The sequence below is a fragment of the Acidovorax cavernicola genome (assembly GCF_003581445.1).
In genome coordinates, this window is sequence record NZ_QXMN01000006.1 from 41,271 (window position 1) to 54,427 (window position 13,157).

12 protein-coding genes are annotated in these 13,157 nt (G+C 65.2%); 1 reads left to right on the forward strand and 11 read right to left on the reverse strand.

The genetic code is table 11. From position 1 onward, the window contains the following. Window positions 1–28 precede the first annotated feature (28 nt). Window positions 29–1,816: an ABC transporter transmembrane domain-containing protein gene (locus tag D3H34_RS07840; RefSeq protein WP_119552887.1), complete on the forward strand. Its 1,788-nt coding sequence runs from the start codon at window positions 29–31 to the stop codon at window positions 1,814–1,816. Between the two features lie 23 nt (window positions 1,817–1,839). On the opposite strand, the gene D3H34_RS07845 is transcribed toward D3H34_RS07840, so the two are convergent. Genes D3H34_RS07845 through nuoG form a run of 11 tightly spaced genes read right to left on the reverse strand, consistent with a single transcriptional unit; the run spans window position 1,840 to window position 13,138 of the window. After that, window positions 1,840–2,322, reverse strand: a complete 483-nt coding sequence (locus D3H34_RS07845) for a DUF1178 family protein (RefSeq protein WP_119552888.1) — start codon at window positions 2,320–2,322, stop codon at window positions 1,840–1,842. Window positions 2,323–2,329: 7 nt separating this feature from the next. Beyond that, window positions 2,330–2,935, reverse strand: coding sequence for an NUDIX domain-containing protein (locus D3H34_RS07850; RefSeq protein ID WP_205736691.1), 606 nt, complete (start codon window positions 2,933–2,935; stop codon window positions 2,330–2,332). A gap of 5 nt (window positions 2,936–2,940) precedes the next feature. Next, window positions 2,941–3,246 carry a DUF2818 family protein gene (locus D3H34_RS07855; protein WP_119552890.1) on the reverse strand — a complete coding sequence of 102 codons (306 nt, stop codon included), beginning with the start codon at window positions 3,244–3,246 and terminating at the stop codon, window positions 2,941–2,943. A 15-nt stretch (window positions 3,247–3,261) separates the two neighbouring features. Next, window positions 3,262–4,749 (reverse strand): NADH-quinone oxidoreductase subunit NuoN, encoded by a 1,488-nt coding sequence (gene nuoN / locus D3H34_RS07860; protein ID WP_119552891.1) that lies wholly within the window; start codon window positions 4,747–4,749, stop codon window positions 3,262–3,264. Window positions 4,750–4,773: 24 nt separating this feature from the next. Beyond that, entirely contained in the window at window positions 4,774–6,252 is a 1,479-nt protein-coding gene (locus D3H34_RS07865) for an NADH-quinone oxidoreductase subunit M (protein WP_119552892.1), read from the reverse strand. Between the two features lie 25 nt (window positions 6,253–6,277). Then, a complete protein-coding gene (gene nuoL, locus D3H34_RS07870; RefSeq protein WP_119552893.1) occupies window positions 6,278–8,323 on the reverse strand; it encodes an NADH-quinone oxidoreductase subunit L in 2,046 nt (681 codons plus the stop codon). Between the two features lie 7 nt (window positions 8,324–8,330). Then, complete coding sequence (gene nuoK, locus D3H34_RS07875; RefSeq protein WP_056579591.1) at window positions 8,331–8,639, reverse strand: NADH-quinone oxidoreductase subunit NuoK; 309 nt, start codon at window positions 8,637–8,639, stop codon at window positions 8,331–8,333. Beyond that, the gene (locus tag D3H34_RS07880; protein ID WP_056579588.1) at window positions 8,636–9,292 is read right to left on the reverse strand and encodes an NADH-quinone oxidoreductase subunit J; all 657 of its coding nucleotides are present in this window, start codon (window positions 9,290–9,292) and stop codon (window positions 8,636–8,638) included. Before D3H34_RS07880 ends, nuoK begins: the two co-directional genes overlap by 4 nt. 37 nt (window positions 9,293–9,329) lie before the next feature. Continuing rightward, window positions 9,330–9,875 carry an NADH-quinone oxidoreductase subunit NuoI gene (gene nuoI / locus D3H34_RS07885; RefSeq protein ID WP_119552894.1) on the reverse strand — a complete coding sequence of 182 codons (546 nt, stop codon included), beginning with the start codon at window positions 9,873–9,875 and terminating at the stop codon, window positions 9,330–9,332. Window positions 9,876–9,893: 18 nt separating this feature from the next. Then, entirely contained in the window at window positions 9,894–10,970 is a 1,077-nt protein-coding gene (gene nuoH / locus D3H34_RS07890; protein WP_119552895.1) for an NADH-quinone oxidoreductase subunit NuoH, read from the reverse strand. Beyond that, on the reverse strand, window positions 10,967–13,138 hold the full coding sequence (nuoG, locus tag D3H34_RS07895; RefSeq protein ID WP_119552896.1) for an NADH-quinone oxidoreductase subunit NuoG: 2,172 nt from the start codon (window positions 13,136–13,138) through the stop codon (window positions 10,967–10,969). The genes nuoH and nuoG overlap by 4 nt, the downstream gene beginning before the upstream one ends. Between the last annotated feature and the right edge of the window lie 19 nt (window positions 13,139–13,157).

Genomic DNA, 13,157 nt, shown 5'->3' on the forward strand with positions numbered 1-13,157 from the left:
GGGCAAGGGCTCGGTAGAATTCGCGCCCATGGCCTCTTCCCCTCCGTCGTCCTCCGCAGCCAAGGGCTCGCCCCGCTCGCTGTCGGGGTTGCGCCCCTTCCTTCGCCCCTACCGCGTGCAGATCGTGCTGGCGGGGGTTTTCCTGGTGATGGCGGCCGTCACGACGCTGGCTTTCCCTATCGCTTTGCGAAGCCTGATTGACGGCGGCTTGGTCAGCGCCGACAAGGGTGCGCAGACCATGGCGCTGCGCGAGCACTTCGGCGCCCTCTTCGCGGTCGCCGTGGCGCTGGGCCTGTTTTCCGCCGCGCGCTTCTATACGGTGAGCTGGCTCGGCGAGCGCGTCACGGCCGACCTGCGCAACGCGGTCTATGCCCACGTGCTGAAGCAGAGCCCCGCCTTCTTCGAGACCACCCAAACCGGCGAGGTGCTGTCGCGCCTCACGGCCGACACCACGCTGGTGCAGACGGTCGTCGGCTCGTCGCTGAGCATGGGTCTGCGCAATGCCGTCATGGGCGTGGGCGCGCTGGCGGTGCTGGTCTGGACCAACCCTTATGTGATGGTGCAGGTGCTGGGCATCCTCGTGCTGGTGGTACTGCCGAGCATGTGGTTCGGCCGCCGCGTGCGCAAGCTGTCGCGCGCCAGCCAGGACCGCGTGGCCGACTCGAGCGCCATCGCGGCCGAGGTGCTGAACGCGATTCCCGTGGTGCAGAGCTACACGGCCGAGGGCCGCGAGGCCGACCGCTTCCAGGGCTCGACCGAAAACGCCTTCCACACCGCCGTGCGCCGCACGCGCGCGCGCTCGGTGCTGGTCGCCTTCATCATCATCGCCACCTCGGCCGCCCTGCTCTGGGGCCTGTACGAAGGCACGCAGGCCGTGCTGCGCGGCGACATCACGGCCGGCCACCTGGGCCAGACCGTGGTCTACGTCGCGATCCTGGCGAGCGCCACGGCCGTGCTCGGCGAGGTGTACGGCGACCTGCTGCGCGCGGCCGGCGCCACCGAGCGCCTGATGGAGTTGCTGCATGCGCCGGCGGCCATCACTTCACCTGCCAGGCCGGCGGTCGCGCCCGTTCCCGCCGCGGGAAGCGCCATCCGCTTCGACGCCATCACCTTCCACTACCCCTCGCGGCCCGGCACGCCGGCGCTGCGCGACTTCAGCCTGGACATCGCGCCGGGCGAGACCGTGGCGCTGGTGGGATCGAGCGGCGCGGGCAAGAGCACGGTGTTCCAGCTGCTGCTGCGCTACTACGACCCGCAATCGGGCCGCATCGTGCTCGACGGCGCGGCGCTGGACGCCCTCGCCCTGCACGACCTGCGCACCCGCATCGGCCTCGTACCGCAGGACGCGGTGATCTTCTCGGCCAGTGCCTTCGAGAACATCCGCTACGGCCGGCCCGAGGCCAGCGCCGACGAAGTGCACGCGGCGGCGCGTGCCGCCTTCGCGCACGACTTCCTGCAGGCCCTGCCCGAGGGCTACGACACCTTCCTGGGCGAACGCGGCGTGCGGCTGTCGGGCGGCCAGCGCCAGCGCATCGCCATCGCGCGGGCCATCCTGAAAAACCCGCCACTGCTGCTGCTCGACGAGGCCACCAGCGCGCTCGACGCCGAGAGCGAACGCATGGTGCAGGCCGCGCTGGAATCGGCGATGGAAAACCGCACCACGCTCGTGATCGCCCACCGCCTGGCGACCGTGCAGAAGGCCGACCGCATCATCGTGCTGGACCATGGCGGCATCGTCGAACAGGGAACGCACGCGGCGCTGGTGGCGCAAGGCGGCGTGTACGCGCGGCTGGCCGCGCTGCAGTTCACGGCCTGACCCGATCGGACCGGGCCCGTCGGTTACTGCAGGGTTTCCTTGAGCGCCGCCGGGATCGGCAGCGCCATCACCGGAATACCTTCGTCGAGCAGCGCTTCGGTCTGCTCCGGCGTGGCCTGGCCGCGGATGCCGCGTTCGGCGGTTTCGCCGTAGTGCATCTTGCGCGCCTCGTCGGCAAAGCGGTCGCCGACGTCTTCGGTCTTGGCCAGCACTTCGCGCACGGCGCGCATCCAGCGGGCTTCGGGGGACGTGGGGGTTGCCGGCACCTGGGCGGACGGCGATGCGGGCGCCGACGGTGTGGGGGGCGTGTCACGCCCTTCTTCCCTCGGCGCCTTGGCGTTGCTCAGGTTCAGGCGCGGTGCGCTCAGCAGCTTGACGATCGCGGTGTCGCCGCAGACCGGACACTCGACCAGACCACTCGCGAGCTGGCTGTCGAACGCCTCGTTGGACGCGAACCAACCCTCGAAGCCGTGGCCGTGTGTGCAGCGGAGATCGAGGACCTTCATGCGCGGATTATCCCGCGCCGCCTTGCGAGGCCGCGGCCTGCCAATCCAGTGCCCATGCGCCCGACAGCACGTTCTGTAGCCACAGAGCGCAGGTAAGCGTCTTGGCGTCGGTCACGGTGCCATCGCGGCACCAGCCGATGAGCTCTTGCGGCGTGGCGGTGAACACGTCGAGAAACTCGCCGTGGTCGAGCTGACGCTCGCCCAGCGAGAGACCACGCGCAAAGTAGATGTGGATGATCTCGGTCGAGTACGCCACCGCCAGGTGCGTGGCACCCGCGTGCGCCCATTCGCGCGCGGTGTAGCCGGTTTCCTCGAGCAGTTCGCGCTGGCCGCACACCAGCGGATCCTCGCCGGCGTCGAGCTTGCCCGCGGGGAACTCGACGATCACCCGGTCCACCGGGTAGCGGAACTGGCGCTCCAGCACCACGCGACCGTCGTCGAGCAGCGGAATGACCACCACCGCGCCAGGGTGCACCACGTACTCGCGCGTGGCGCTGTGGCCGTCGGGCAGGCGGATCGTGTCGCGCTTGGCGTGCAGGAACTTGCCCTTGAAGAGCTCTTCGCTGCTGAGCAGCGCTTCCTTCAGATGCGAATCGGCAGCGGGAGACGTCATGGGGATCAGTGTCTGTGCTTCATGAGGTAGCGCCAGGTGAATCCAGGGAACGCCAGCACGACGAACAGCGAGGCCGTCACCGCGTAGAACTCCCAGCCCTGCGCCGCGATCTGCCCTGCCCTGCGTTCGAACAATAGGCCGATGCCACCCGCGATGAAGTACAGCACCACCAGCTCGCCAAATCGGATCGCGAGCGACTTGTGCGTCGCCGACAGCGGCACCGCCCCGAACAGGCGCTCATTCAGGAACGGCAGGTTGGCGGCCACCAGGGCCACCAGAAGCACCACCCAGACCGACGCGGTTTGCGACACCGTGCGCGGGCCGCGTCAGTGGGCCAGCGTGGCCGCGATGGCGTCGTAGCACAGCGTCATCAGACCGCCGGGCACGATGCCGAGAATCAGGATCAGCGCGCCGTTGATCGTGAGCACGGTGCGCACGTCGAACGAGGCCGACACGGTGGTCGCCGTGACGGGCGCGTCGAAGTACATGACCTTGACCACGCGCAGGTAGTAGAAAGCGCCGATCAGCGACATGACCACGGCGAACACGGCCAGGCCGATGTAGATGGCAGCACCCGAGGCGATCAGCGCCTGCAGCACGGCCAGCTTGGCGTAGAAGCCCACCAGCGGCGGCAGACCGGCCAGCGAGAACATCGCGATGGCCATCACGCCGGCGTACAACGGGCTGCGCTGGTTCAGGCCGGCCAGGTCGGTGATCTCTTCGCTTTCGAAGCCTTCCCGTGCCAGCAGCAGGATGATGCCGAAGCTCGCCAGCGTGGTCAGCACGTAGGTCACGACGTAGAACATCGCGGCGCTGTAGGCGGCCTGCGCGTTCTGCGTGCCTTGCTGGTCGGAACCCGCCACCAGGCCCAGCAGCATGAAGCCCATCTGCGCGATGGTCGAGTAGGCCAGCATGCGCTTGAGGTTGCTCTGCGCAATGGCGGCCAGGTTGCCGATCACCAGCGAGGCGATCGCCAGCACGGCCAGCATCTGCTGCCAGTCGATGGCCAGGGGCTGCAGGCCGTCGACCAGCAGGCGGATGATGATGCCGAAGGCGGCCAGCTCGGGCGCGGCACCGATCAGCAGCGTGATCGCCGTCGGAGCACCCTGGTACACGTCGGGCACCCACATGTGGAACGGTGCAGCACCGACCTTGAAGGCCAGGCCAGCCACGATGAAGACGAGGCCGAACACCAGCACCTGGTGGTTCACCTTGCCGGTCGAGATCGCCTTGAAGACTTCATTCAGGTCGAGCGAGCCGGTCGCACCGTACATCATCGACAGGCCGTACAGCAGGAAACCGCTGGCCATCGCGCCGAGCACGAAGTACTTCATGGCGGCTTCGCTGGCCACCGCATGGTCGCGGCGCAGCGCCACGAGCGCATAGCTCGACAGCGTGAGCAGTTCCAGGCCGAGGTAGATCAGCAGGAAATTGCTGCCGCCGATCATCACGAACATGCCCAGCAGCGCCAGCATGCTGATCGTGAACATCTCGCCGCCGCGCAGCATCTCGCGGTCGGCCGCGTAGGGACGGCCGTAGACCAGCGTCACCATCAGGGCGAGCGAGGCAAAGCACTTGAGCCAGTTGCCCATCGAGTCGCTCACCACCATGCCGCCGAAGCCATAGGAGGTCTTGCCATCGACGGCGGCCATGCCGGTCAACACGGCCACGACTGCCAGCGTGAGCAGCGTCAGGACGTAGGTACGGGTGCGGCGCGGGCTCGTGTCCGACAGGTCGACCAGCGCAATGATGCAGGCCATGACCAGCAGCACGATTTCGGGGTAGATCGTCACCCAGCTGAGTTTGTCAATCATCTCGTTCTCTTCTTCAGCGTGGCATCAGACTGGGAGCTTCGAAATCGCCATGTGGCGCAGAAGCTCGACGACGGAGGCATCCATCGCATCGGTGAAAGGCTTCGGATACAGGCCCATCCACAGCACCGCGATCGCCAGCAGCGACAGCATCAGGAATTCGCGGGCGTTGATGTCCGTCAGTTCCTTGACGTGGTCGTTGCCGACCGGACCCAGGTACACGCGCTTGTACATCCACAGGGTGTAGGCGGCACCGAAGATCAGTGCAGTGGCGGCGCCCAGGCCGATCCAGAAGTTGGCCTTCACGGCGCCCAGGATGACCATCCACTCGCCCACGAAACCGGCGGTGCCCGGCAGGCCGCAGTTGGCCATGGCGAACAGCAGCGCGAACGCGGCGAACTTGGGCATGGTGTTGACCACGCCGCCGTAGTCGGCGATCTGGCGCGAGTGCACGCGGTCGTACAGCACGCCGATACCCAGGAACATGGCGCCCGACACGAAACCGTGGGCGATCATCTGCACGATGCCGCCGGACACGCCGAGCTCGTTGAAGATGAAGAAGCCCAGCGTCACGAAGCCCATGTGGGCCACCGACGAGTAAGCCACCAGCTTCTTCATGTCCTGCTGCACCAGCGCGACCAGACCGACGTAGATCACGGCGATCAGGGACAGCGCGATCATCAGCCACGCCCATTCGTGCGAAGCGTCAGGAGCGATGGGCATCGAGAAGCGCAGGAAACCGTAGGCGCCCAGCTTCAGCATGATCGCGGCCAGCACGGCCGAGCCGCCCGTGGGGGCCTCGACGTGCACGTCGGGCAGCCAGGTGTGGACCGGCCACATCGGCACCTTGACGGCAAAGGCCGCGAAGAAAGCGAAGAACAGCAGGGTCTGCGCGGTCGAACCCAGCGGCAGCTTGTGCCAGGCCAGGATGTCGAAGCTGCCGCCCGACTTGTTGTACAGGTAGATCAGCGCCACCAGCATCAGCAGCGAGCCGAGCAGCGTGTACAGGAAGAACTTGAAGGCCGCGTAGATCTTGTTCGGGCCGCCCCAGATGCCGATGATCAGGTACATCGGGATCAGCGTGGCTTCGAAGAACACGTAGAACAGGATGCCGTCGAGCGCCGAGAACACGCCGATCATGAAGCCCGACAGGATCAGGAACGCGCCCATGTACTGGTTCACGCGCTCGGTGATCACTTCCCAGGCCGAGATCACGACCACGACCGTGATGAACGACGTCAGCAGCACCAGCCACAGCGACATGCCGTCGATGCCCAGGTGGTAGTTGACGTTGAAGCGCGAGATCCAGCTCGTCTTCTCGACGAACTGCATGGCGGCGGTTCCGTTCTGGAAGCGCGTGAACAGCGGCACCGTGACCAGGAAGCTCACGATGGCACCGACGAGCGCGACCCAGCGAACGCCCTTGGCGTGCTCGTCGCGGCCAAACGCCAGCAGCACGGCGCCGAATGCGATCGGCACCCAGATGGCAAGGCTCAACAAACCCATTTTTCTTTTTCTCCAGCGTTCGGGCTCAACGTTTGAACCAGACGAAGTACGTCATCAGGATGAAGATGCCAAGCAGCATCGCGAAGGCGTAGTGATAGATGAAACCGGACTGCAGCCAGCGCACGACACCGGCCACGCGCCCCACCACCTTCCAGGAACCGTTGACGACCGCGCCGTCGATCAGGGCCTGGTCACCGCCCTTCCACAGGCCGGTGCCGAGCATGCGGGCACCGCGGGCGAGGATGTTTTCGTTGATCCAGTCGAGGTAGTACTTGTTCTCGAGCAGGCGATACACCGGGCCGAAGGCGCGCTTGATGGCCGCCGGCAGCGCCGGGTTCATCATGTACATGTAGTACGACAGCGCCACGCCAGCCAGCGCCAGCCAGAACGGTGCGGTCTGCAGGCCGTGGATCGCCATGGCGACCGGGCCGTGGAAGGCTTCCTTCAGCTCGCCCATCGCGTGATGCTTGGCACCGTCGACGAAGATCGCGTCCTTGAAGAAGCTGCCGAACAGCATCGGGTCGATGGTCATGAAGCCGATCACCACCGAGGGGATCGCCAGCAGCACCAGCGGCAGCCAGACCACCATCGGCGACTCGTGCGGCTTGTGGTCGTCGTGGCCATGGCCGTGATCGTCGTGACCGTGAGCGTCGTGCGCATGGTCGTCGTGGTGCGCGTCGGGGTTCTGGTCGTAGCGTTCCTTGCCGTGGAAGACCAGGAAGTACATGCGGAACGAGTAGAACGCCGTCACGAACACACCGGCCAGCACTGCCCAGTAGGCGAACTGCGCGCCCCACAGGTGGCTTTCGTGCACGGCCTCGATGATGCTGTCCTTCGAGTAGAAGCCCGAGAAGAGCGGCGTGCCGATCAGTGCCAGCGAGCCCAGCAGCGAGGTGATCCAGGTGATGGGCATGTACTTGCGCACGCCGCCCATCCAGCGGATGTCCTGGTTGTGGTGCATGCCGATGATCACCGAGCCCGCGCCGAGGAACAGCAGCGCCTTGAAGAAAGCGTGCGTCATCAGGTGGAACACCGCGACCGAGTAGGCCGAGGCACCCAGCGCCACCGTCATGTAGCCGAGCTGCGAGAGCGTCGAGTACGCGACCACGCGCTTGATGTCGTTCTGGATGATGCCCAGGAAGCCCATGAACAGGGCCGTGATGGCGCCGATCACGAGGATGAAGCTCAGGGCCGTGTCACTCAGTTCGAACAGCGGCGACATGCGCGCCACCATGAAGATGCCGGCCGTCACCATGGTTGCCGCGTGGATCAGCGCCGAGATGGGGGTCGGGCCTTCCATCGAGTCGGGCAGCCACACGTGCAGCGGGAACTGGGCGCTCTTGCCCATCGCGCCGATGAACAGGCAGATGCAGATCACCGTGATGAGCATCCACTCGGTGCCCGGGAAGGTGATGCCGGCCAGCGTGTGCGCCTTGGCGAAGGCTTCACCGTAGTTCAGCGTGCCGGCGTAGGCGGCGATCAGGCCGATGCCGAGAATGAAGCCGAAGTCACCCACGCGGTTGACCAGGAAGGCCTTCATGTTCGCGAAGATGGCCGTGGGCTTGTTGAACCAGAAGCCGATCAGCAGGTACGACACCAGGCCCACCGCTTCCCAGCCGAAGAACAGCTGGAGCATGTTGTTGCTCATGACGAGCATCAGCATCGAGAAGGTGAACAGCGAGATGTACGAGAAGAAGCGGTTGTAGCCGTCGTCTTCCTCCATGTAGCCGATGGTGTAGATGTGGACCATCAGCGACACGAAGGTCACGACGCACATCATCATGGCCGTGAGGCCGTCGACCAGGAAGCCGACTTCCATCTTCAGGCCGCCGACGATCATCCACTCGTAGAGGGTCTGGTTGAAGCGGGCACCGTCGACGATGACCGACTTCAGCGTCAGCGCCGAGATCACGAACGCGACGAACACGCCCAGGATGGTCAGCGAATGCGTGACCTTGCGGCCGATGTGGTTGCCACCGAACTTCGTGCCGAACAGGCCGGCAAGTGCGGCGCCGACCAGGGGTGCCAGCGGCACGGCCAGCAAGGTGGATGCGGAAAGGGTTGCGCTCATACTGCTGTCAACCCTTGAGCGAGTTGAGTTCGTCGACGTTGATGCTCGACTTGTTGCGGAACAACAGGACCAGCAACGCGAGGCCGATGGCCGATTCGGCCGCCGCCACCGTCAGGATGAAGAACACGAAGATCTGGCCGTGCATGTCGCCCAGGTAGTGCGAGAAGGCCACGAAGTTCATGTTGACCGCGAGCAGCATCAGCTCGATGGCCATGAGCAGCACGATCAGGTTCTTGCGGTTCAGGAAGATGCCGATCACCGACAGCGCGAAGAGCATCGCGCCGAGCGAGAGAAAGTGTCCGAGCGTGAGCGTCATGCCTTGTTTTCCTTTGCAGCATCCGCTGCCGGGGCTTCAACCACCGGCTCGGCCGCGCGCGTGACGGGCATCTGCACGATGCGCACGCGGTCGCGCGCCTTCACGCGCACCTGGTCCGACGGGTTGACGTACTTGCTGTCCTTGCGGGTGCGCAGCGTCAGCGCGATGGCGGCAATGATGGCCACCAGCAGGATGACCGCGGCAATTTCCAGCGGGTAGAGGTATTCGGAGTACAGCAGCTTGCCGAGCTCGAGCGTGTTCGAGCTGTTGGGCGAGGTCGTGGCCATCGCGCGCGGGCCTTCGCCGAGGCGGAAACCGCCCATGAGCACGGCCGCCATTTCGAGCGCGATGAGCGCGCCGATGCCTGCCGCCAGCGGGAAGTGCTTCCAGAAGCCCTCTCGCAGGCCGTCGACGTCGATGTCCAGCATCATCACGACGAACAGGAAGAGCACCATCACGGCGCCGACGTACACCAGCACGAGCGAGATCGCAAGGAACTCGGCGCGCAGCAGCAGCCAGATGGCCGACGCCTGGAAGAAAGCCAGCACCAGGTACAGCGCGGCGTACACAGGATTGCGGGAGGTGATGACGCGGAAGGCTGCAAACAGCAGCACCGCGGCAAACAGATAGAACAGACCGGTCTTGACGTCCATTGGAATTCGATTGGTACGGGTTTCGAGCGGAGCCGGCTCAGCGGTACTTGGCGTCGGCCGCCTTGTTCGCCGCGATTTCTTTTTCGTAGCGGTCGCCCACGGCCAGCAGCATGTCCTTGGTGAAGTACAGGTCGCCGCGCTTTTCGCCGTGGTATTCGAAGATGTGCGTCTCGACGATCGAATCGACCGGGCAGCTCTCTTCACAGAAGCCGCAGAAGATGCACTTGGTCAGGTCGATGTCGTAGCGCGTGGTGCGGCGCGAGCCGTCGTCACGCACGTCGGATTCGATGGTGATGGCGAGCGCGGGGCACACGGCCTCGCAGAGCTTGCAGGCGATGCAGCGCTCTTCGCCGTTGTCGTAGCGGCGCAGCGCGTGCAGGCCCCGGAAGCGCGGCGACAGCGGCGTCTTCTCTTCGGGGAACTGAACGGTGATCTTGCGCGAGAACGCGTACTTGCCCGTGATGGCCAGGCCCTTGAACAGTTCGAACAGCATGAAGCTGCTCAGGAAGTCCTTGAGCGAGAACGGTGCGGATGCCAGCTTGGAGGGGCGTGCAAGCCCCCCGGCGGTGTGTGAAGCAGTCATGATGTCGGCGCTTCCTGCTTATTTCCAGATGTTGAACGGCGTCTGCATCCAGCCACCGACCACGACCAGCCACACCAGGGTGACGGGAATGAAGATCTTCCAGCCCAGACGCATGATCTGGTCGTAACGGAAGCGCGGGAACGTCGAGCGCACCCACAGGAACATGGTGACCACGCAGAAGGTCTTGAGGCCCAGCCAGATCCAGCCCGGGATGAAGCTCAGGAACTCGAACGGCGGCAGCCATCCACCCAGGAACAGTACGACGGTCAGGATCGAGACGAGCCACATGTTGGCGTACTCGGCCAGGAAGAACATCGCGAAGCTCATGCCCGAGTACTCGATCATGTGGCCGGCCACGATTTCGGACTCGCCTTCCACCACGTCGAACGGGTGACGGTTGGTTTCGGCCAGGCCCGAGATGAAGTAGACGACGAAGATCGGCAGCAGCGGCAGCCAGTTCCACGACAGGAAGCCAATGCCCATGTCATGGAACATGCCCTTGCCCTGCACCGTCACGATGTCGGACATGTTCAGGCTGCCGGTGACCATCAGCACCACGACGAAGCAGAAGCCCATCGCGATTTCATAGCTCACCATCTGTGCCGAGGCGCGCAGCGCACCCAGGAAGGCGTACTTCGAATTCGAAGCCCAGCCGGCGATGATCACGCCGTACACCTCGAGCGAGGTGATGGCCATCACGAACAGCAGGCCGGCATTGATGTTGGCCAGCGCCACATCGGGACCGAAGGGAATCACGGCCCATGCGGCAAGCGCCGGCATGATGGTCATGATGGGGCCCAGCAGGAACAGGCCCTTGTTGGCGACCGTCGGAAGGATGATTTCCTTCGTCATCAGCTTGAGCGCGTCGGCGATCGGCTGCAGCAGGCCCAGCGGCCCGATGCGGTTCGGACCCACGCGGATCTGCGTGAAGCCGATGGCCTTGCGCTCCCACAGCGTGAGGTACGCCACGGCCAGCATCAGCGGGATCACGACGACGATGATCTTGATCAGCGTCCAGACCACGGGCCAGACGACGGACGTCCACCAGCCTGCGGCGACCAGCCCCTGGCCGAAGCCATGAATTGCGTCGATCATGCCAGTGCCTCCTCGGCACGAGCCGACACGTTCGATCCGGCAGACGCATTGCGGGCGTCGGCGGTCAGCTGCAGCGACGGTGCGCGACGCACGATCGAGTCGAGCTGGTAGATGCTCGCGACCACAGGAGCGGCCACCACGCCATTCGCAGCAACAGCCTGGGCGGACGTGGCATTGCTCAGCGTATTCGCCGGCACGGCGCCGTTGTCACCGATGGTGGCCAGCACCTCGGCGGTCGATTCGAAGGCGAAACCCGGCAGGCCGAGCAGATTCGCCAGCACGCGCAGCACCTTCCACGCCGGGCGCGTTTCGCCTTGCGGCTTCACGACGGCATGGAAACCCTGCAGGCGGCCTTCGGCATTGACGAAGGTACCCGGCGTTTCGGTGAACGGAGCGATGGGCAACAGCACGTCGCTGAATTCGAGGTTGGCCTTGAAGGGGCTCAGCGTGACCACCATCTGCGCATTGCCGATGACATCGGCAGCGGCAGCGCCAGCAGCCGAATCGAACACCGGCTCGGTGTTCAGCAGCAGCACGGCCTTGAGGCCAGAGCCGGCGGCGAGCATGCGGCCGGCATCGAGGCCGCCGTTCTTCGGGAAGGCGCCGACGAGCTGTGCGCCCACGGTGTTGGCTGCTTCGGTCAGGTAGCCGACGGTGGCGCCGGTCTGTGCGCCGATCCAGTTCGCGAGCGCCAGCAGGCTGCCAGCTTGCGCGTGGTGCGCAGCGGCATTGCCGAGCAGGATCGCCTTGCGCTCGCCGCTCAGCAGCGAGGCTGCGATGGCTTGTGCGGCGGCGTCGGGTGCGTTCTTCGGTGCCAGCGGGGCAGCAGCGCCGTTGGTCTGGCCGATGGCTGCGGCCACGGCGGCCAGCGCCTCGACCCACTGATCGGCTTCGACGATGGACGATTGCGCCACATCGATCGCCCAGGCACCGCGGTCGGCCATCAGGCTGGACGAAGTGATCACCGACAGTGCGGCGCCCTTGCGCACGGCCTGGCGGATGCGCTGTGCGAACAGCGGATGTTCCTTGCGCAGGTTCGAACCGACGACCAGCGCGCGCTGCACTTGCGTGAGCGACGCGATCGAAGTGCCGAGCCAACGCACGCCTTCGAATGCCGTGAATTCGGCATTGCGCAGGCGGTAGTCGATGTTGTCGCTGCCGAGTTCACGCGTGAGCATGGCGGCGAGTTGCAGCTCTTCGAGCGTGCTGTGCGGGCTGACCAGCGTGCCGATGCTTTGTGCACCGTGGTCGGTCTTGATCTGCTTGAGGCCGTTGGCGACGTACTCAAGCGCCGTCTGCCAGTCGACCTGTTGCCACTGACCGCCCTGCTTCAGCATGGGCTGCGTCAGGCGTTCCGTGCCGTTGAGCGCTTCGTACGAGAAGCGGTCGCGGTCGGCGATCCAGCATTCGTTGACGTCTTCGTTCTCGAGCGGCACCACGCGCATCACGCGGTTGTTCTTGACCTGGACGATCAGGTTGGCACCGGTGGAATCGTGCGGGCTCACCGACTTGCGGCGCGACAGTTCCCAGGTGCGGGCGCTGTAGCGGAACGGCTTGCTCGTGAGCGCGCCGACCGGGCAGATGTCGATCATGTTGCCCGACAGCTCGGAGTCGACCGAGTCACCGAGGAAGGTTTCGATTTCGGAGTGTTCGCCGCGGTGCGACATGCCCAGCTCCATCACGCCGGCCACTTCCTGGCCGAAACGGACGCAGCGCGTGCAGTGGATGCAGCGGCTCATCTCTTCCATGCTGATCAACGGGCCGACGTCCTTGTGGAACACGACGCGCTTTTCTTCCTCGTAGCGCGAAGAAGAACCTCCGTAGCCGACGGCCAGGTCTTGCAGCTGGCATTCACCGCCCTGGTCGCAGATGGGGCAATCCAGCGGGTGGTTGATCAGCAGGAACTCCATGACGGACTGCTGGGCCTTGATGGCCTTCTCGCTCTTGGTGCGAACGATCATGCCCTGCGTGACGGGCGTGGCGCAGGCCGGCATCGGCTTGGGCGCCTTTTCCACGTCGACCAGGCACATGCGGCAGTTGGCCGCGATGCTGAGTTTCTTGTGATAGCAGAAGTGCGGGATGTACGTGCCCGCCTTTTCGGCCGCATGCATCACCATGCTGCCTTCGGTCACTTCGACCTTCTTGCCGTCGAGTTCGATTTCGATCATGTCTGTGTTTCTTCTCGCA

Excerpts from the sequence above, each read along its gene's own strand:
- D3H34_RS07840 (WP_119552887.1), top strand. The coding sequence starts at position 29 with ATGGCCTCTTCCCCTCCGTCGTCCTCCGCAGCCAAGGGCTCGCCCCGC.
- D3H34_RS07845 (WP_119552888.1), bottom strand. The coding sequence starts at position 2,322 with ATGAAGGTCCTCGATCTCCGCTGCACACACGGCCACGGCTTCGAGGGT.
- D3H34_RS07850 (WP_205736691.1), bottom strand. The coding sequence starts at position 2,935 with ATGACGTCTCCCGCTGCCGATTCGCATCTGAAGGAAGCGCTGCTCAGC.
- nuoN (WP_119552891.1), bottom strand. The coding sequence starts at position 4,749 with ATGATTGACAAACTCAGCTGGGTGACGATCTACCCCGAAATCGTGCTG.
- D3H34_RS07865 (WP_119552892.1), bottom strand. The coding sequence starts at position 6,252 with ATGGGTTTGTTGAGCCTTGCCATCTGGGTGCCGATCGCATTCGGCGCC.
- nuoL (WP_119552893.1), bottom strand. The coding sequence starts at position 8,323 with ATGAGCGCAACCCTTTCCGCATCCACCTTGCTGGCCGTGCCGCTGGCA.
- nuoK (WP_056579591.1), bottom strand. The coding sequence starts at position 8,639 with ATGACGCTCACGCTCGGACACTTTCTCTCGCTCGGCGCGATGCTCTTC.
- D3H34_RS07880 (WP_056579588.1), bottom strand. The coding sequence starts at position 9,292 with ATGGACGTCAAGACCGGTCTGTTCTATCTGTTTGCCGCGGTGCTGCTG.
- nuoI (WP_119552894.1), bottom strand. The coding sequence starts at position 9,875 with ATGACTGCTTCACACACCGCCGGGGGGCTTGCACGCCCCTCCAAGCTG.
- nuoH (WP_119552895.1), bottom strand. The coding sequence starts at position 10,970 with ATGATCGACGCAATTCATGGCTTCGGCCAGGGGCTGGTCGCCGCAGGC.
- nuoG (WP_119552896.1), bottom strand. The coding sequence starts at position 13,138 with ATGATCGAAATCGAACTCGACGGCAAGAAGGTCGAAGTGACCGAAGGC.